Raw genomic sequence first — 19,579 nt, forward strand, 5'->3', positions numbered from 1 at the left:
CTTAAAAAAAATATTTTATAATAGTGTTGCGGAATTAAGGTAAATTATTAACTTAGGTAGGGAGGATATTACGCATTCTTCGTAGCTTTGTGAAAAACTAAAATGATAGAGATATGAGAAAGCACTTGTTTTATTTGAGTATGGTTCTCGTACTGACGCTTTTTTCCGCTTGCGGTGGTGGTAAAAAGGGTGTGTTTACTCCGACCTCCAGCGGTCGTGCGTATGAAGTTCTGGTAGTGGTGGAGCCCGGCTTGTGGGAACGTCCTGCCGGTAGGGCGCTTTTCGATGTGCTTGATTCTGATGTTCCGGGGCTTCCCCAGTCAGAACGTTCATTCCGAATCATGTATACTGCCCCTTCCAATTATGATGCCACTTTAAAACTGATTCGCAATATCATTATTGTCGATGTGAACAAGGACCTCTATACCCAGCCTAAATTCAAGTATGCAAGGAATGTATATGCTGCTCCTCAGTCTATTCTCACTATTCAGGCACCGGACGAGGCTTCGTTCGAGAAATTTGTGGAGGAGAATAGGCAGGTAATCATCGATTTCTTTACCCATGCGGAAATGAATCGTCAGATTTCAGTATTGAAGGACAAGCATAGCGACTATATAGCAACGAAGGTGAAAAGCCAGTTCGATTGCGATGTATGGGTGCCGGGCGAACTGACATCTACCAAGGAGGGTGAGAACTTCTTCTGGGCAGGTACGAATGCAGCTACCGGCGACCAGAACTTTGTAATCTACTCTTATCCTTATACGGATAAGGATACGTTTACTAAAGAATATTTTGTTCATAAACGCGATTCCGTGATGAAGATTAATATCCCTGGTGCCCGTGAAGGCATGTATATGTCGACGGATTCTCTGATGACCGATGTACGCCCCATCAGTGTGCAGGGAGACTATGCACTGGAGGCCCGCGGCTTGTGGCGCATAAAGGGTGACTTCATGGGCGGTCCGTTCGTATCGCATGTACGTTTGGACAAGGCCAATCAGCGTATTATCGTATCTGAAATATTTATTTATTCACCTGATAAAATGAAACGTAATCTGGTACGTCAGATGGAGGCTTCGCTCTATACCTTGAAACTGCCCGGCAGCAAGCAGGAAGGTACGGAAATTCCGGTAGGCGTAACCTCAAAAGATACTACTAATAATAAGTAATAAAAATGGAAGACAACAAAATAAGAGTCGGCATTACACAAGGCGACATTAATGGTGTAGGGTATGAAGTGATTTTAAAGACGTTTGCAGACCCGGTGATGCTGGAATTGTGCACGCCGATTATCTACGGTTCGCCTAAAGTGGCAGCTTATCATCGTAAATCATTGGACTTGCCTACCAACTTCAGTATCGTCAACTCCGCCTCCGAAGCGGTTCCCAATCGCTTGAGTGTAGTGAACTGTACGGATGATGAAGTAAAGGTTGAGTTCTCTAAACCTGACGTTGAAGCTGGTAAAGCTGCACTTGGTGCACTGGAAAAAGCCATTGAGGAATATAAGGAGGGAATGATAGACGTGATTGTCACAGCTCCCATCAACAAGCATACCATCCAGTCGGAGGAGTTTGCCTTCCCCGGACATACGGAGTATATAGAGCAAAAATTGGGAGATGGCGAGAAGGCCCTTATGATTCTGATGAAAGATGACTTCCGGGTAGCATTGGTGACCGGACATATTCCCGTTAAAGAGATAGCCGGAAGCATCACCAAAGAACTGATACAAGAAAAACTGAAGATATTCAACCGCTCCTTGAAGCAGGATTTTGCTATCAGCGCACCGCGTATTGCAGTGCTTTCGCTGAATCCGCATGCAGGAGACGGCGGATTGCTGGGAACTGAAGAGCAGGAGATTATCATTCCGGCCATCAACGAAATGGCTGCTAAGGGTATGCTTTGCTATGGTCCTTATCCGGCAGACGGGTTTATGGGCTCAGATAACTTTACCCATTTTGATGGTATCCTGGCCATGTATCACGACCAGGGGCTGGCACCGTTCAAGGCATTGGCTATGGACGAGGGCGTGAACTATACTGCCGGCTTGCCGGTGATACGCACTTCGCCTGCTCATGGCACGGCCTACGATATTGCCGGGAAAGGAATCGCCTCTGAAGATTCATTCCGGCAGGCTATCTATGTGGCAATAGATGTGTTCCGTAACCGCCAGCGTGAGAAAGAGGCACATGCAAATCCGCTGCGCAAGCAATATTACGAGAAACGTGACGATAGCGACAAACTGAAACTCGATAGTGTAGAAGAAGATTTGTAGAATGACAAAAGCGGAAATACAACAAGTAAAATTACGTTTCGGCATTATCGGCAACAATGAAGCGCTGATGCGTGCCATTGATATCGCTATCCAGGTAGCGCCCACCGACTTGTCTGTACTGATTACCGGAGAGAGTGGTGTGGGAAAGGAGAGCTTTCCGCAGATAATACACCAGTACAGCCGGCGCAAGCATGGACAGTACATTGCCGTGAATTGTGGAGCCATTCCCGAAGGGACGATTGACTCGGAACTGTTCGGTCATGAGAAGGGCGCATTTACCGGGGCTATCGGCGAACGGAAGGGGTATTTCGGTGAGGCCAACGGCGGAACAATCTTCCTTGATGAAGTCGGCGAATTGCCTTTGCCTACCCAGGCACGCTTGTTGCGTGTGCTCGAGAGCGGTGAATTCATCAAAGTAGGTTCTTCTAAGGTGGAAAAGACCGATGTGCGTATTGTTGCCGCTACCAATGTAAACTTGACACAAGCCATTGCTGACGGACGTTTTCGTGAAGACTTGTATTACCGTTTGAACACAGTTCCTATTCAGGTCCCTCCATTGCGCGAACGCGGTGAAGACGTGGTGCTGCTGTTCCGAAAGTTTGCTTCGGACTTTGCAGAAAAGTACCGTATGCCTGCCATTCAGCTGACGGAAGACGGCAAGCAAGTGTTGCTGGGCTACTCATGGCCGGGTAATGTGCGCCAGTTGAAGAATATCACCGAGCAGATATCCATCATTGAGACCAATCGTGAAATCAATGCATCCATACTGAAGGGCTATCTGCCTGAGCAGAACAATATGCAGCGCCTGCCTGCCTTGTTTGGAGTGAAGGAGGACAAGAGCTTTGGGAGTGAACGGGAAATTCTCTACCAGGTTCTGTTTGATATGCGCCAGGATGTAACGGACTTGAAAAAGTTGGTGCATGAGATTATGGCTGAAAGGGGAACGGTAGCCAATCCGGCGGTTGCCACATCGGCCTACTATACGCCGGCTACTCCGGCGGTGGTACCTCCGGTAACATCCAGTGTCCCCACCATTATACATCCTTCGGTAAAGCCGGTTACTCCGGTGGACGATGATTTCCAGGATACGGAAGAATATGTGGAGGAGTCACTCTCCCTGGATGAAGTGGAGAAAGAAATGATACGTAAGGCGCTTGAAAAACATCACGGCAAGCGTAAGAGTGCGGCTCAGGATTTGAATATCTCTGAGCGTACGTTATACAGAAAGATAAAAGAATATGGATCGGATTAAAAAAGCGGCATTTGCTTCCTTGTTGGTAAGCTTGTTATTTCTGGTGAATTCATGTAGTATGAAGTTGGGACTTGCTCCGATAAGCTCTATCGACTATACAAAGGTAAAAACGATTTCCATTGCCGATTTCCAGAACCGGGCAGAGTATGTATATGCACCGCTGGCAACAGAATTTAACCAGAAAATGAAGGATATGTTCATTCAGCAGACTCGCCTGCAACTGGTGAATTCCGGAGGAGACCTGGAAATAGACGGAGAAATAACCGGCTACAATCAATATAATGAATCGGTGGATGCCAGCGGCTACTCTTCGAAGGTGAAGGTGACGCTGACTGTCAACGTGCGCTACACCAATAACACGAACCATGAGGAGGACTTTGAACAGCAGTTCTCGGCTTTCCAGACCTATGATTCCTCAAAATTGCTGACCGAAGTGCAGGACCAGCTGATAACCTTGATGGTGAAAGACATTGCCGAACAGATTTTCAATGCAACTGTAGCTAACTGGTAAACTCATGACGCCTACCCATTTGCAACAATGGATTCAGCATCCCGAGACGCTGAATAGGGATACTTTGTACGAGCTTCGCACATTGGTGGCACGCTATCCTTATTTCCAGTCGCTCCGTTTGCTCTATCTGAAAAACCTCTATCTGCTGCACGACATCAACTTTGGCGCGGAGTTGCGCAAGGCTGTGTTGTATGTGGCAGACCGTCGTGTGCTGTTTTACTTTATAGAGGGTGACCGCTATACTTTGAAATCCCGGAAGGTCTCGTCGCTGTTTTCCGGCGATTTGGAGAAAGAGCCGAGTGTGGACCGTACCCTTTCCTTGATTGACGCATTTCTGGCTACTGTTCCCGAAGAGCATTCACAGCATACGGAGCTGGATTATGCGGTGGATTATACGGCCTATTTAATGCAGGAAGAACCCGGTGTGGATGCAGAAGATGAGTCGGAAGTGCCTAAACTGCGCGGGCATGAATTGATAGATGACTTTATCCAAAAGAGTGAGTCTTCGGATGCCTCGGATACGAGAAGGGAGTTTCTTGTAGAGAAGGAGGAAGAGACTGAAGAAGAGGAAGAACCCTCAGTATCGCCGGTAACGGAAGAGTTGGACGATAGCTGTTTTACGGAAACTTTAGCCAAAATCTATATAAAACAGCACCGATATGACAAGGCGCTTGAAATTATTAAAAAATTAAGTTTGAATTATCCAAAAAAAAATGCTTACTTTGCAGACCAAATCAGATTTTTGGAGAAATTGATTATTAACGCTAAATCAAAATAACAAAATGTATTTATTATTAGTTATCTTAATGCTGATTGCATCTGTGCTGATGTGCTTCATTGTATTGATTCAAAATTCTAAAGGAGGTGGTCTGGCATCAGGCTTTTCATCATCCAACCAAATTATGGGTGTGCGCAAGACTACGGACTTTTTGGAAAAAGCAACCTGGACTCTGGCAGCTGTCATGGTAGTCTTCAGTATTGTTTCTGCTTACACTATTCCTTCTTCCACAGGCAAGGGCGGTGATGTGATTCTGGAACAGGCGCAACAAGAAGAAAAAACTAATCCTTATAACATGCCCGTAGGTACAGAAGCTCCGCAATCGGAGGCCCCTGCAGCTACAACTCCGGCTGAAGCTCCTGCTCCTGCAGCAGAAGCCCCTGCAGCAGAATAAGATAAGGATATTGCGGATGACTCCCGCTTGGAAAAATAAGAGAAAGGTTGATACTGAAAAGGTGTCAGCCTTTTTTCGTTTTGATGAAGTATTTATTTACCTTTGTCAGCAATTTATGCAATCTGATTAATAAATTGAAATCCAAATAGTACAATGACAGAACAACTCAAACTTAAATTGAATGATTCCAAGGCTACCCGTTGGGGGGCATTGGTGATTGTTGCCTTTACGATGATGGCAGCTTATTATGTAAACGACGTGGTAGCACCGTTGAAGACAATGTTGGAAACGGACTTGGCTTGGTCGAGTACCGATTTCGGATTCTTTACCGGTGGTTATAGTTTTCTGAATGTTTTTTTCCTGATGTTGATTTGGGGAGGATTAATCCTCGACCGCTTTGGTATCCGTTTCACCGGAAAGCTGGCAACTATCCTGATGGTAGGTGGTACAGCACTTGAATACTATGCAATGACGGGACTTGCCGGTGCCGACGCGACTTTATTCGGAATCAATGAAATATTTGGCTATAAAACGGGTGTGTTTGTTGCTTTTGCCGGTTATTCCATTTTTGGAGTAGGAGCGGAGGTCGCCGGTATTACAGTTTCCAAAATCATAGCCAAGTGGTTTAAGGGGAAAGAGCTTGCCACGGCTATGGGGGTACAAGTCGCTTTAGCACGTATCGGTTCGCAAGCCGGTTATGCCGTAGCCATTCCTTTGGCCCGTGCTTTCGGTATTTCCACACCGGTGTTGTTGGGTTTGGTTCTGTTGTTGGGCGGTATGATTGCTTTCTTCATCTTTGCAGTGATGGACAAGAAGCTGGACAAACAGATGGAAGCTGCTGCCATTGCTGCCGGTACGGAAGATGAGGAAGAGAAGTTCTCTTTTAAGGATGTGAAGAATATTCTGGTCAATCCCGGTTTCTGGCTGATAGCATTGCTGTGTGTATTGTTCTACTCTTGTGTATTCCCATTCCAGAAGTTTGCTTCCGAGTTGATGATTATCAAATACGGTATCAATGAGAATGTGGCCGGTACATTTGCCGGACTTCCGGCATTGGGAGCGCTGATTCTGACTCCGGTCTTTGGTGGTTTCATTGACAAGCGGGGCAAGTCCGCATCTATCATGCTGCTGGGCTCGGCCATGCTGATATGTGTGCATTTCATTTATGCTATTCCCGATATAAACTATTGGCTGGTAGCTATTGTGCTGATGATAATTTTGGGTATCGCTTTCTCGCTGGTACCTTCTGCCATGTGGCCGGCTGTGGCCAAGATATTCCCGGTAAGCCAGTTGGGTACGGCATACGCATTGATTTTCTTTATCCAGAATATCGGTCTTTGGGGTATTCCTACATTGATAGGGTGGGTGCTTGATGCCTATTGTATATCCGGCAAGAAACCAGATGGAACGAATATGTATGACTATACGGTGCCTATGTGCATTTTTACCAGTATTGCCTGCTTGTCCCTTATAGTGGCTCTACTGCTGAAGAAGGCAGACAAGAAGTATGGTTATAAGCTGGAAGAGCCTAATATTCAGAAATAATAGGAAAAGCGGATACCGTATGATGGAAATACCCGAAGGAAAAGTAAGTCTGTTGGACGCTGTTCCGGTCCGCTGTGGACATATAACAACCGAATGGGAAGGTGAGTGCGCCGTACTCGCCTACCCACGGTTTAAATACGAATGGATGCGTCGTTTTTTATTGCCGAAGGGGATGTCTCCTGACATCCATGTGAGGCTGGAAGAACACGGTACAGCTGTCTGGAATCTGATAGATGGACATCGTACCGTGCGCGAAATCATCTCTCTACTTGCCAGGCACTTTGGGGAGGAAGAGAATTATATTCCCCGGGTCACCGCCTACGTAATGCAGTTGCGTAAGGATGGATTTATCCAGTTGACAATCCGGAATTAGAATTCCTTTATTCCCTATCCACTTTTATCAATCCTCCCGTTGCCGTATCAAACAGCACTTTGATGGTAGAATTCTTGTTGAACAGTACCGGTGCGAGGTATTCTACGGTGCCGAATTGGGTAATGGGAAGTTGGTCGTCAAACAATTTCTTATTGTTATACATCAATGTCACTTGTGCCTTGCCCGGAAGGTTATAGGCTACACCGTCCACTTTCTTTTTGCCTTCCTCGGTGGCAGATACATCGGGACTTTTGAGGTCGGTGACGCTGATATAATACGGTTCACCGGCAAGGTCATTATTGGCCACCACTCCCAGCTTTCGGGAAAAACGGAAAGCCACCTCATCTTTCATCTCTTTAGGCGTCAGCCGGATGGTGAATGTCTTGGGTTCTTTCTTTATTTTGCCCGAGAACATTTCCGTCATAGCCGTTTCCTGCTGGTTCAGATTGTCAAGCATCAGCTTGAGTTGGGCGCCGTCCTTGGGCATATTGTCTGCTTCGCCGCGCAGGAGGGCATTCTTGCTTTCGCGGATGCTGTATATTTCCTTGGCCACCAGCTCGGCCATCTTGGCACTGGAGTTGGACATCAGTATTTCTTCCGTCAGAAAACTGCGTGGGTCAATGCTGCTTTCGGTGGCTTTGGCTTCGGGCGTCTTGGCAGCAGGCTTGCCGCTGAACGGAATGTTGATGGAGCGGACAATTCCGTCTTCGGTAAGCTCCATAAGGGGTGCTACGGTCTTGTCTTTCATCTTCACGAAATAGACGTTGTCCTTATCCGGTACACCGGCTATGCGGGTTTCTATCTTATCCAGTGTCCAGAACTCCTCGGGTTCGGCAGACACGTTGTTGAGACGCAGATAGCGGTCGGCATATCTGCAAAATTCTCCGGGAGTGTAGGTATGCTTGGTGGCTTGCAATACGATTTCTATTTCTGTTTTGGGTAACATATAGGTCACTCCGTAGTCTTTGCCACGCATCACACCGGTGGTTACGTCTGTTTGCGCCAGGGCAGTGGTAGACAAGAACAGAGCTGAGAGCATCAATATATTCTTCTTCATAATGTACATTCGTTTAGACTGATTTAGCTAAGGGACAAAGTTAATGAAGTTATCTTTGCTAAATATTGCTTTATAAATTATTAACAGAGCTGACGAACTGTACGCAAACCGGCATGTCGACTACAATGTCCTGATGAGTATCTTCCAAGAGTCCGGTAACTTCGTTTCGTTTGTATACCTGAATGACATTGCTGTCGCGGCAGGCGGCAAGCAAGTATTTACCGTTGGGCGTGATGTTGAAGTTGCGGGGATGGATGCCGGTGGGCTGATAACCTACCTTTGCCAAGGTCCCATTTTCGGGATTCACGGCAAAGATGGCGATGCCGTCTTCTTTCAGACGGTTGCTGGCGTAGAGGTATTTCCCATCCGGACTGAGGTGGATGTCTGCACTTCCACGGGCGGCTACGGTGTCGGCTGTGATAGTCTGTATCTGTTCCAGGCAGCCGTCGTCGTAACTGAAGGCAATGACCTTACCGGACAGTTCGGTGATGAGATAGGCAAACTTCCCGTTAGGGCTGAATGTCAGATGGCGCGGGCCGGAATCCGCTTCAATGTCAACGGCTTCCAGAGAAGCATGAGGAATAGGGTCGTCGGGGTGCATCACAAAGCGCAGGATGCGGTCGGCACTGAAGTCGGTGGCGAAGATATACTTTCCGTCCGGTGAAAAGACCGTGCAATGGATGTGGGGAGTGGCTTGCCGTATGGCGTCGGGACCGGTGGCAGAGCCTTGAAAGAGCGTGTCTGCAGGAGCCAAAGTGCCGTCTTTCTGTAAAGGAAAAACGGACATGGTTCCACCGCTGTAGTTGGCTGTCAACACTTCCCGGCCATTGGTGGCCACGTAGCAGGGGTCGGCGCCGAAGGTGGGAACGGTGTTCAGCAGGCGCAGTTCTCCCGTTTCCCGGTCGAAGGCAAGGGAGCTGAGGGCTGCTGTGCTGTCGTTCATTTCACTGACGGCATAGACAAATTCGCCATCTTCCGAGGGGACGAGGTAGGAGGGATTGGGCAATGCCGCTGAACTGAGCGGAACGGCTGTTCCCGTCTCCTGATTAAAGCGGAAGGTATAGATACCCTTGCTTGAGCCATTCGTGTAAGTACCTATTAGCATGGCGAGTTCGTCCTGGTCACCGTTAGTGCCCTTTGGAGAAGAGCCACATGCTGTCAAACCTAATCCGAGCATACAGAAAAGAAGTGTTTTCATTAATTTAATGTGTTAATGTGCCAATATGCTAATGTGCTAATTGGCTGCGCTGTATATGCTGCATGGTCATTGGTACATTAGCATATTGGCACATTAGCACATTAAAATTTAACTTCGGCAATACTGACGCGGTCATCGTTCAGCACGATGCGGAGGTCGCTGGCGGTAGTGCCTTTGAACGGATAGGAAATCAGTTTGCCGTATTCGCTGACGGTGCCCGAATATACGGTGAGGAACTGTCCGCCACCGCCCGAGAGCTGGATTTCGAAGGTTGCCGGCAGGTTGTTGTCACGTGTAAAGGCAATGGCAACTTTATCTACCTTGGCTCCGTTCTTCAAGGCAAAGGTAATATAATCTCCCTTATTTCCTTGCCATGCGGTATTGATTTTTTCGTCGAGCACGTTTTCGACATCCTCTGGGTTGGTGCTGGCGCTCACGCGCTTTGCTGGTTTTTGGGCTTCAATGGCTTTGGCACGGGTCTGGTAGGCTTCTACGGTCAGCGTTCCGTTCAAACGGATGTCTTCGGAAGAGGCGCCGGCCATGAGCACGAAGTCGCCGGGTTCCACCACCCATTTCATGTCGGCGTCCAGAAGCTCCAGGTGCTTGCGGTCGATGGTGAAGGACAGCTCCTGGGCTTCGCCCGGTTCGAGGTGGATGCGCTGGAAACCTGCAAGGTTCTTTTCGTAGGTGGTGATGCTGCTCAGTACGTCGCGGATATAGAGTTGCACTACTTCATCTCCGGCGCATTTGCCGGTGTTGGTCACCTTCAGGCGGACGGTGGCAGACTCGTTCGGGGTGATGACTCGGGGGGTGATGTCGAGGTCGGAGTACTCGAAGGTGGTGTAGCTCAAGCCGTAACCGAAGGGGTACAGTGCTCCGTTGATGCGTGACATGTTGCCCGTAGGTCCCGGATTCTTACCGCCGTCTATCTGTGAAGAAGGTTTGCAGGGGAAGTTGAAGGGGATTTGCCCTACGGTCTTGGGGAAGGTCACCGTCAGCTTTCCACCGGGGTTGTAGTCGCCGAAGAGGATGTCGGCCAGGGCCGTTCCGCCTTTGGAGCCGGGATACCAGGCTTCGAGGATGGCGGGGACGAACTTGTCTGCCCAGTTGATGGAGAGCGGGCGTCCGTTGATGAGTATCAGTACGACGGGCTTGCCCGTGGCTTGTATGGCTTGAAGCAGTTGCAACTGCCGGCCGGGCAGGTCGAGGCTGGTGCGCGATTTGTTTTCGCCGCAGGTGCGTTGTCCGCCGCCCAATACTACGACGGCAACATCAGCTTGGCGGGCATTTTCTACGGCTTTGTCTATCTCGGCTTGCTCGTCGTCGGTCAGAGGATAGTCTATGATTTCACTTTCGGGCCAGTGGGCATCCACTAGGTCGCAGCCTTTGGTGTAGAGCACCTCTGCCTTGCCTTTTGTCTTTTCTTGAATGCCTTCCAGTACAGTGGTCACCTCTACGGCAAGGGGGCCGTAATGGGTCAGCGCGTAGCCTTCTTCATTGGCATTGGGACCACAGACGGCAATCTTCTTGGTGGAGTTGATGTCTAAGGGCAACAGCTCATCGGCATTCTTCAGCAGAACGACGGACTCGCGGGATGCCTGCAAGGCAATGGCTTCGTTCTCTTCTTTTTCCACTTCACGGTCGGCATCGGCAAGGTCTGTCTGGTAGGGGGCATCGAACAGACCGATGAGGAACTTTACCCGAAGGATGTCGCGCACGCGGTCGTTGATGACTTCTTCGCTCAGTCCGCCTTCCTTCACCAGTTCGCGGAGGGGAAGGACGAAGTAGTCGGGCGAGCGGAAGGTGCAGCGTACGTTCAGTCCGGCTTCCACGCTTTGGCGGACGGCTTCTTTCATGTCTTTGGCGGTGCCGTGCTTGGTGTAGAGGTATTCTACGGCGTCACTGTCGGATACGACGTAGCCACGGAATCCCATTTCGCCACGCAGGCGGGTGGTGAGCCAGTAGTAGCTGCCCTGCACGGGGATGCCGTCGTAATCGTTGTACGAACTCATTACGCCCAGCATGCCAGCTTCCCGGATGACGCGTTTGAAGGGGTAGATGTGTATGTTTTCCACTTCGCGCGGCGACATTTGCGGGTCCACGCGTGCCATGCCTTCGCGGGCGCCTTTGTTGTTACTGTAAGCGGCAAAGTGCTTGCCGGTGGCGGCCACTTGGTGGTTGTGCTGCAAGCCGCGCACCATTTCGATGCCCAGTTCGGCTACGAGGTAGGGAGATTCGCCGTAAACTTCTTCGTAGCGTCCCCAGCGCTGGTCGCGTCCTACGTCGAGGATGGGGGCGTAGACGTTGGTGTAGCCCAGCATGCGGGCTTCGCGTCCGGTGATGAGTCCTACTTGGCGAATCAGTTCACGGTTCCAGGTATGTCCCAGTCCCAGTTGGGTGGGGAAGTTGGTGGCGCGGTAGCTTTCCACGCCGCGTATGCCTTCGTTGGTAAAGTCTACGGGGATGCCGAGACGGGTATCTTCCACAAAGAACCGTTGCACCTCGTTCAGTGCCCAGGCGTGGCGCGAGGCGGGCCAGACGTAGGCATTGTCCGAGGGAGGCAGCCCCCATTGCTGGAAGCCGTTCAGGTGTTCGTCGATGGCGCCGATACCGTCTTTCCAGAGCAGCTCTTTCCATTCGGGGGTGGGGAGGTCGTCTTTCAGTACGCGTTTGTAGCCGTAGAGGGTGACCATTTGGCAGGTCTTTTCGTCCAGCGTCATCTGTTGCAGCAGGTTTTCGATGCGTGCTTCGAGCGGGGCGGAGGGGTCTTCGTACACGTCTTTCACTCCGTTTTTGTTGAAGTCTATCCAACCTTTGCGGTACATTTCACTTTTCACCGGCTTGTAGGTTGCCGGTGTTTTGGCAGGCTTTTGTGCGCAGAGCAGTGTGCTTCCTCCAAGCAGCAGGGTTAGGGCAATAAGGTTCTTCATGATATGTTCTAAAAATCTCTTGGTTATTATTGTTTCTTTTGTTGACAAAAATACGGCTAATGTGTGAAATAAAGGGATAAAATAGTCCGAAGTATCGGCTTTTATTGTCCGAAGGGTCTTCCTCTTACTAAAAATATCCTCCAAGACGCTACCGGGGAATTCAAATCATTATTAGACGAAACATATCATTCACTTTTAAAAAGAAAGAACACTATAATAACCTGAAAAGTAGATGCAATCGCGGTGTATACAAGTATTACGGCTACATCTGTTAAACGAGGGTGTATTTATATAATAGGAATCTGTTGGCGGAATTGTTGCTTGTACGGAAGAACTTTCTTTTCAACCTTGGGATGTCTAAACCCAACCTTGGTTTAGACATCCCAAGGTTGGGTATGGAAAAACCAAAGTTTGGGATAGATTGCTTCCTTAATTCTTTCCGGTTTTTCAGTTAACTTCAGAGACTTTTTCCGTTAACTTCCCATCTCTTTTGTGCAAATATCCATTACAGAAGATAGATATTCCCTCTTGCAGGGGGTAATTCCGTCAACGGATACTGGCTTTGGTAGCTGTTTGAACATTGATGACAATGGGGTGCACATATTCTATGTATGGAAGATTATTGTTTTTATCACGAAAAGTCAGTATTAGCTAATATTTGTAAATATATGGTGATTGCTAATAAAAGAATATGTATCTTTGGGCCAAAGAAAGCGGTAGAGGATGAAAAATAAAGTAGCATTTATCCCTTTTTCACCCTCCCTACTTAGCAATGAGTTACGCAATCTTTTAAATTTCAGACCGTTACAAAGTCATGGGGTTGACTGGATTTGACAGCGGGCAGAAATGGTAAGTAAGCATGCAGTGCGTCGTTGATTTGCACTTTAATCTCAGTCCTCAAAATTTTATCTGGCGAAACTCGTTACGCTCTCGCTGCTTAATCGAAGTATAGTAGATTGAAGCTTAATCCCGGCACCAGGTGCTGGGACGTGACATCACTCGGAAGCTGTTGCTCCGAAGCATTCCGATAAAGTGGTGCAGTCAAATCGGGGATAGTTCGTGTCAGCCTCGTGGCGCGGGTGAAAATTTAGAGGATAAGGCAACGGTTGATGGCTTTGGTTCTGCCGCTGCACGAAAATTTAGGCAAAGATAAGCATGTAGAAAGCTTATGATTTCCTCGTTTGGACGAGGGTTCGATTCCCTCCAGCTCCACAAATAAGATTGATAATCAGATTGTTACAGGATTTACACCCCGAAATACACCCTAAAATAAAAAGTGATAGTCTGATTATCATTCTTTATATCAAGCACTACCTACAAGTCTTAAATAATTTAACTATTATGATGCCTTGTGGTATTCTATTATATTTTTTGCTGTTTTGTTTGTTCTTATCAAATAAATACGTAACTTTGAAATATCATTTTGGGCTTGACTGGAATTGACAGCGAGTTGGAATGGTATGTAAGCATGCAGTGGGTCGGTAATTTCCACTTAAATCTCAGTTATCAAAATTTTATCTGGCAACGAAAATTATGCTCTCGCTGCTTAATCGAAGTATAGTAGATTAGCTTTATTTCTGCCAAAGTGGTGGAAACGAGATGTCGCTCAAAAGCTCTTGCTCCGAAGCGTTTGATAAAGCGGCACAGCAAAATCGGGGATAGTTTGAGTTCTTCTCCATAGCTCTTACGAAATATTAGGAGATAAGGCATAGGTTGGTGGCTTTGGTCTTGCTTATGCTCGAAAACCGAAGGCAAAGATAAGCATGTAGAAAGCATATGGTTTCCTCGTTTGGACGGGAGTTCGATTCTCCCCAGGTCCACTTTTGATGAGCGGTAAGTATATCATGAAAACTAATGGTGTTTTCTGTATTGCTTGTTGTTTTGTACCTTGAGTTTTTGTGAATACCCCGATTTTGTTACTCCATTCCATCCCCTTTGAAATTTTAAAGTATTAAATAATCTAATCCTTTCTGTAAGCGATTTAAGTTGTTTTTCTAAAATTGTTATTTAAAAATATATTAACATGGATGATTAGTTGCTTATAAATAGTGACAGTCTTCCTGTTTTGTAATAACCTTAAAAATCAGATCTCTTATGGAAAAGAAAATTTTGTATTTACTTACATGCGTTGGGCTATGTTGGTCTTCTTGTACTAATGAGGTTGATGAATTTATAGGTAATGTTGAACCAAGCACCCGTTCAGTTTCAACTGCCTTAAACGCTAATTTGGCATCGTTATTTACAGGAGGAGCTCCGACATTAACTTCTGCTGAAATTAAAGAAGTTAATGATGCTTATGCAAAAATGACCAGTATAAATTGCTATAGAAATATAGATGAAGCAGTACGCAATAAGACTTCTTATGCTGGAACTATCTTTTTGGATGACACATATGCGTCGGCATATTTTAGAAAAGGAAGTTTAGCTTTTCCTCCTTATGGTATCTTAGCCAGCAGCATGGAACATGAGTTTATTCACATGTATCAAAGAGATGTTCAGGGTAAAAAAGTAGATACTGATAAGGAAAAAAGAGATACAGGTATGATGGAATTTGAATTAGCCTTTTATCAAGGTATTATTAGATATATTCATGCTGGGTATTCTTGGACTTTTAAAGGTGAAGATGGTGACCCTTCATATCAATCGTTATGGACTTCGGGCTTGACTGACCCTTCTTTAATACCTCAATATGAAAGAGAATTTCAAACGTATGTTGCTTCTATATGTGCAAATGGGAAGCCTACATCTATAGATATTAATGAATTCGTAAAGTGGAGCAATATTTTTGGAGAATATAGTAGAGGATATAGTGGAAAAGGATATAAGTTTGGCAATTACGACTATGGTACATCATGCATTAATTCATTACTCAAACTTTATTAAATTTACTGTTATGAAAAAGATATTGTTTTTTTTATTTGCTTTTCTTGCATTTCAATATACTGTTGCGCAGTCAATATTTGAAAGAAAAAGTATCGGTAACAATGTGTATGTATCTACAAATACAAGTGAGAAAAAAGCTGAGTCTATCCGAAATTTCTCATTTGCAGAAGAAAGTTTATATGCACCTCCGGTAATTTTGCAAGGATCAGTTTTTTTAGATGAAATTTGTAATAAATATAAGTCTCAAGGTGTAAAAGGTTGGATGAATATTTTTTTGTATTCGGATTTAAATGGCTGTATAACTGATATTACATTAGCTTTTCCTGAAGGCTTAACAGTTACGGATGACGATGTTTCTCTTATACTTTCAACTGCCCAAAAGAAATGCAAATTACAGTTCCCGATAGAAGGTATTTATAAATATAAAGATTGGGCTATTTATGATTATGTCTTCTATTTGACGAATTAGTTATTTTTGATAAACCAATAGAACAACCTTCTTGAATTGTAGTTACCTAATTAAATAGAAGAGTCGTATCAAGCTCGTTTATGAGTAATGATACGACTCTTTTGTTTTTACCATTGTGGAATTATACTACCCAATTTCACTAAAAGAGTGAATTTCGCTATATTAGGGTTGTTTAATTTGTAAATTCCAGATAAGGTACAGCATGGATAGTAAGTTTGTTCTTGTAGCAATAATCTTTTAGTGCTTGAACCGTATATTCAATTTCGGAATCATCACCACGAAGCGGAACGAATGTAAGCGTCTCATCTCCTTTACATTCCAGCATGATGCGGTTGTCCTCTCCGTCAATTGTGATTTTCATTGGTATCAAGACTCCATTGTTTTTCACCATCCCAACAATATTGTAAAGATCCCTTGTTCTTTCCTTCAAACATAAGTCATTGTAAAAATAGAAAGTCTTCCCGGTTTGCAGGGTGATTCCTCTCGTTGTCTTAACTACATAGCCAACGGTCAATCCGCCATTTTCTTTAACGAATAAAGTGCGATAATGGTCTATGTGGTCTGTACCAAAGGATGGGTTGTCAGGATCTAGTCTGCCGTGCGCATTGAATATCACTTTTTCTTCCGACATGTTATACAAATCAGAGTTAATAAAAAGTTTATTGTCACTCACTATAACTTCTGTCTTTGAAGTTTCTTCTGTTTGTTCGGTTTCGATTGATGCTTTTTGTTTCCCACCGCATGCGGTAACTGACAAAACGGCAAATGATGCTATAGCGATAATAGTAAATGTCTTAATATTCATTGTTTCTTGGTTTTAATATTAGAAATACCTAAATGTAACTAACTTTCCTGTGATAAATGGAAACAATCTCAAGTCTTCAAAGCCTATTATGCCCGATATAAAATCTTCTCCGTCTTCATGCATTAGAAATGTCTTATTATATATCGAACAACTACTCACATAGACGTCTTTCAGCATTGATGCCTTGATATAGAAATTAAAGGGACATTGTCCCGGTTGTATTTCATAGTCCTTTGGTTTCGCAGTAACATACGCTTCTTTGATGACATTGTTTTCTATCCCTTCTCTGTTTTCTGCCTGAAACGCAATCCCTTCATCATTTAGAGACTCGCACAGAGGGGTTATCTCTGCCATGATACGCTTTCTGTGCGCTAAGCGCATTTCATTCAGCTCTTTCATTAGGAATCCGTCTTTTTTCAATCCTTCGATAAGGGCTTTGCATTGTTCTTCATTATCGCCATAGCCTGATTCTATGAGTAGTTTTTTCATTGCGTTTTCATCATTGCCCTTGTTATACATCACCCCGAATGCCAGTTTTTGAAGCGTATTGTTTATCATGTCGTACTGTTTGACTTTTTCTTCGAATACGGCATCTTCTTCATAATAATATTTCGACCATTCTTGAAGCTCTGTAAAGGGTGTAAGCCCTTGGAACTTTCTGTTAGACTTGCAAGCGGCTTCATATTCTTCTTCTGTTTGCCACGGCAGCCCATACCTTTCGCGTACGGCATCTTCAGGCGATTGTAACACTTTACTTCCATTACTACAACTGCTTACTAAAACTATTACAAATAAGCCGATAATCGAATAGCAAAACTTTTTCATATTTACTCTTTTTTATTGGGTTATTAATTGTCTATTTTTACATGAATCGGCATGTCATGATCCATATCTTCATGTTCATAATCGCTATGTCCCCCATTGTCGCCAAAAAAAGTTATCCATATCCATAGAATAAAACCGATAACAGCACCTATAATCATGGTAGAAATGCCAAAGATTTCTTTTATGCCAAATATCCAAAATATCAACCAAAAGAAAAATGAGCCAACTCCACAAAATATGAGTATAGGAAGAACATATTCCTCGAATAAAACCCATAAATATATAGCCGCATGAAATAGAAGCCAAATTCCTAAGATAACGGCAATTCCAATAAAAATAATTTCCATAATAAAAGAGAATTGGGTCTTGCAGCTTCCTTGAGTACCCTTTAGTTTAAACCACGAAGCGTGGAACTGCAAATGCCCACGTCCTAAGTTAGAGGTCCTGAGAAAACCTTGTAGTACAGATATGGTGATAGCAGCCCACGCTATAGCGTGAGAACCACTATGCTATCCTTGTACTACGTTCGAAGTTTCTCAGGTTTCTAACTTACAAGATAAGCATAACGCTTCTTCAAAATTCTAATATGTCTGGACAGAGTTACCTCCATCCGCTTGCAAAGATAGTCAATTTTATTGAAATCCAATCAAATACTATCAGATTACATTCTGAATCCTTTGGATTTTTGTTCTTTCTGCACTGAGTTACGCAGATGCTGCTGTAACTTCTCCCATTGTTCCTTGAACCATTCGCTGATTGGCTGTTGGTTTATAGTCAGCATCAATTTATTCTTATTGATCGGGCTTCGTTCAATTTTGAAAATTACATTTTTTGTTTCAAATCTCTGTCTATATTCTTCGGAATAGATTTTTCCACTACATCTGAGAGCTTCCCTTTTGTATAAAAGAGAATCAACCATCCCCTTGGTAAAACCAGTGACATAGCATAATTTTTCCATTCTCAGCATTTCTTTGAGCAATGGGAACCAGCATAATGCTTTTTCGAGAATGGTATTCAATCGTGATATTTCCTTGTCTTTAGCTTCAAGCTCTTGATTATGTATTCCCTGTATATTACGAATCTGTTTGCCGTGCTGTTCCTGCATTTGCTGCATCTTGGCTTTTAATTCATCAATGCTCTTGTCACGTTTGGCAATTTCATGACGTAAATTCTCGTTAGATTGTTCCAAATCTTTTAATTTACCGCTTCCGAAAAGAGAACCTACACTGCTGGTTATGGCTGTGGCTACATCGGTAGCTGCACTTTTGAGTTTGTCCGTACGTATCTCTGCTTTTACCTGTTTGAGTTCCTGCTCGGCGAGGCTTACCTGTTGCTCCTTGTGTCGCTTGGTTTCCTCTATACGTTGCAGTTCGGCTTTCTGTTTCTCAATGATAAAATCGTTCCGTTCCAAATGCTCTTTACCTGTAACAGCTTTTGCCTGCCCACGTTCCATCAGGAGAATATCGGAAGCAAGGGTCTGCATAGTTGCCATATCCTCGTCATTGAGCTTTCGGCTCTTCCCGGTTTCGTGGTTCATCCAGTCGAAAACGATATGGGCATGATAGTTCGGCTTGAACCATCTGTTACCGACTTGGAAGCACTCTTTGTCTTCCGCTTCCGGCTGACCGTTCAGCCAATGCCCTTCGTCTTTGTGCAGGAAAATCTGTAGCGGAGTGATGCCCCAGCGTCTTTGACACTCTTCACCGAATTTGCGTACATCAGCCAGTGTGGTGTCCGGTCTGATAAGCAATACTCCTTCACGGATGGGTGAACATCCCGCCACCTTGATAATCTTTCCATTCTTTCCCTTGCGTTCCCTTTCCTTTTCCTGCATGGCACGTCCGGTCTTTTCCTTGACCATCCGCTTGATATTGTCATAGTGCGTCCGCAGTTCGGGAGTGCCGAAGTCGGGATTTATCCACTGTTCGTTATCGGTGGAAAGTTCGGGAACGACATAGATTCTGGACTCCCCGATATTACGCATATACTCGGCAGTCCTTCGGTTGTGCGCCTCGCTCGATGCGATGTTGCAAGGCTTGATATGTATGCTTGATTTTGTTGCCATAGCTTCTTTTTTTTGTTTGCAATTGATTATTCTGCTCGCTTTCGTAGAGGGGTTCTTAGGGGTAACCCATAAGCGGAGATTGCAAAGAGAGGGTCACTCTTTGCTCGGGGTTCTCAGGGGTGAAACGCCCTGAGTGGGTCATTAGGGCAAAGCCCTAATCCCCTCGGGAGAGCCCACAACTACGAAAGCGGAGCGTGTAGTTATAGTGGGCTATAACCGGAA

The 19,579-nt window shown here is 45.3% G+C and carries 17 protein-coding genes and 2 other RNA genes; 12 read left to right on the forward strand and 7 right to left on the reverse strand.

The annotated features are described in order from the left end of the window. Window positions 1-113 precede the first annotated feature (113 nt). The 8 genes from DW096_RS05830 to DW096_RS05865 all read left to right on the forward strand — a co-directional run bounded on the left by DW096_RS05830 (window position 114) and on the right by DW096_RS05865 (window position 7,125). Window positions 114-1,169 (forward strand): DUF4837 family protein, encoded by a 1,056-nt coding sequence (locus DW096_RS05830; protein ID WP_118930897.1) that lies wholly within the window; start codon window positions 114-116, stop codon window positions 1,167-1,169. Window positions 1,170-1,174: 5 nt separating this feature from the next. Beyond that, the gene (gene pdxA / locus DW096_RS05835) at window positions 1,175-2,272 is read left to right on the forward strand and encodes a 4-hydroxythreonine-4-phosphate dehydrogenase PdxA (RefSeq protein ID WP_005831943.1); all 1,098 of its coding nucleotides are present in this window, start codon (window positions 1,175-1,177) and stop codon (window positions 2,270-2,272) included. 1 nt (window position 2,273) lies between these two features. Beyond that, on the forward strand, window positions 2,274-3,524 hold the full coding sequence (locus DW096_RS05840; RefSeq protein WP_120028704.1) for a sigma-54-dependent Fis family transcriptional regulator: 1,251 nt from the start codon (window positions 2,274-2,276) through the stop codon (window positions 3,522-3,524). Further along, window positions 3,511-4,035, forward strand: a complete 525-nt coding sequence (locus tag DW096_RS05845) for an LptE family protein (protein ID WP_120028703.1) — start codon at window positions 3,511-3,513, stop codon at window positions 4,033-4,035. The genes DW096_RS05840 and DW096_RS05845 overlap by 14 nt, the downstream gene beginning before the upstream one ends. A 4-nt stretch (window positions 4,036-4,039) precedes the next feature. Next, window positions 4,040-4,813 carry a hypothetical protein gene (locus DW096_RS05850; protein WP_005831938.1) on the forward strand — a complete coding sequence of 258 codons (774 nt, stop codon included), beginning with the start codon at window positions 4,040-4,042 and terminating at the stop codon, window positions 4,811-4,813. A gap of 4 nt (window positions 4,814-4,817) precedes the next feature. After that, window positions 4,818-5,207: a preprotein translocase subunit SecG gene (gene secG, locus DW096_RS05855; RefSeq protein WP_009038088.1), complete on the forward strand. Its 390-nt coding sequence runs from the start codon at window positions 4,818-4,820 to the stop codon at window positions 5,205-5,207. Window positions 5,208-5,360: 153 nt separating this feature from the next. Then, a complete protein-coding gene (locus DW096_RS05860; RefSeq protein WP_117878395.1) occupies window positions 5,361-6,752 on the forward strand; it encodes an MFS transporter in 1,392 nt (463 codons plus the stop codon). A gap of 19 nt (window positions 6,753-6,771) precedes the next feature. Beyond that, window positions 6,772-7,125, forward strand: coding sequence for a PqqD family protein (locus tag DW096_RS05865; RefSeq protein ID WP_005831929.1), 354 nt, complete (start codon window positions 6,772-6,774; stop codon window positions 7,123-7,125). A gap of 7 nt (window positions 7,126-7,132) precedes the next feature. On the opposite strand, the gene DW096_RS05870 is transcribed toward DW096_RS05865, so the two are convergent. The 3 genes from DW096_RS05870 to DW096_RS05880 all read right to left on the reverse strand — a co-directional run bounded on the left by DW096_RS05870 (window position 7,133) and on the right by DW096_RS05880 (window position 12,310). Further along, complete coding sequence (locus tag DW096_RS05870) at window positions 7,133-8,182, reverse strand: DUF4831 family protein (protein ID WP_034529662.1); 1,050 nt, start codon at window positions 8,180-8,182, stop codon at window positions 7,133-7,135. 70 nt (window positions 8,183-8,252) lie between these two features. Continuing rightward, the gene (locus DW096_RS05875; protein WP_016272885.1) at window positions 8,253-9,380 is read right to left on the reverse strand and encodes a lactonase family protein; all 1,128 of its coding nucleotides are present in this window, start codon (window positions 9,378-9,380) and stop codon (window positions 8,253-8,255) included. Between the two features lie 101 nt (window positions 9,381-9,481). After that, entirely contained in the window at window positions 9,482-12,310 is a 2,829-nt protein-coding gene (locus DW096_RS05880; RefSeq protein ID WP_120028702.1) for a glycoside hydrolase family 3 N-terminal domain-containing protein, read from the reverse strand. A gap of 816 nt (window positions 12,311-13,126) precedes the next feature. On the opposite strand from DW096_RS05880, the gene ssrA (DW096_RS05885) reads away from it, so the two are divergent. The 4 genes from ssrA (DW096_RS05885) to DW096_RS05900 all read left to right on the forward strand — a co-directional run bounded on the left by ssrA (DW096_RS05885) (window position 13,127) and on the right by DW096_RS05900 (window position 15,662). Beyond that, window positions 13,127-13,525: a transfer-messenger RNA gene (gene ssrA, locus DW096_RS05885) on the forward strand. Between the two features lie 210 nt (window positions 13,526-13,735). Next, window positions 13,736-14,133: a transfer-messenger RNA gene (ssrA, locus tag DW096_RS05890) on the forward strand. 271 nt (window positions 14,134-14,404) lie between these two features. Continuing rightward, the gene (locus tag DW096_RS05895; RefSeq protein WP_005654492.1) at window positions 14,405-15,193 is read left to right on the forward strand and encodes a hypothetical protein; all 789 of its coding nucleotides are present in this window, start codon (window positions 14,405-14,407) and stop codon (window positions 15,191-15,193) included. Between the two features lie 10 nt (window positions 15,194-15,203). After that, the gene (locus DW096_RS05900) at window positions 15,204-15,662 is read left to right on the forward strand and encodes a hypothetical protein (protein WP_005654497.1); all 459 of its coding nucleotides are present in this window, start codon (window positions 15,204-15,206) and stop codon (window positions 15,660-15,662) included. Window positions 15,663-15,834: 172 nt separating this feature from the next. Here DW096_RS05900 and DW096_RS05905 read toward each other — a convergent pair whose 3' ends face one another. The 4 genes from DW096_RS05905 to DW096_RS05925 form a co-directional block, all read right to left on the reverse strand. Further along, the gene (locus DW096_RS05905; RefSeq protein WP_005654499.1) at window positions 15,835-16,467 is read right to left on the reverse strand and encodes a hypothetical protein; all 633 of its coding nucleotides are present in this window, start codon (window positions 16,465-16,467) and stop codon (window positions 15,835-15,837) included. 18 nt (window positions 16,468-16,485) lie between these two features. Further along, window positions 16,486-17,292 carry a hypothetical protein gene (locus tag DW096_RS05910; RefSeq protein WP_005654501.1) on the reverse strand — a complete coding sequence of 269 codons (807 nt, stop codon included), beginning with the start codon at window positions 17,290-17,292 and terminating at the stop codon, window positions 16,486-16,488. Window positions 17,293-17,315: 23 nt separating this feature from the next. Continuing rightward, entirely contained in the window at window positions 17,316-17,639 is a 324-nt protein-coding gene (locus DW096_RS05915; protein WP_005654503.1) for a hypothetical protein, read from the reverse strand. Window positions 17,640-17,953: 314 nt separating this feature from the next. After that, window positions 17,954-19,357, reverse strand: a complete 1,404-nt coding sequence (locus DW096_RS05925; protein ID WP_005654510.1) for a hypothetical protein — start codon at window positions 19,355-19,357, stop codon at window positions 17,954-17,956. Window positions 19,358-19,579: the final 222 nt, after the last annotated feature.

Origin of the sequence: Bacteroides sp. AM07-18, from assembly GCF_003602695.1 — a bacterium.
Lineage (GTDB): Bacteria > Bacteroidota > Bacteroidia > Bacteroidales > Bacteroidaceae > Bacteroides > Bacteroides uniformis.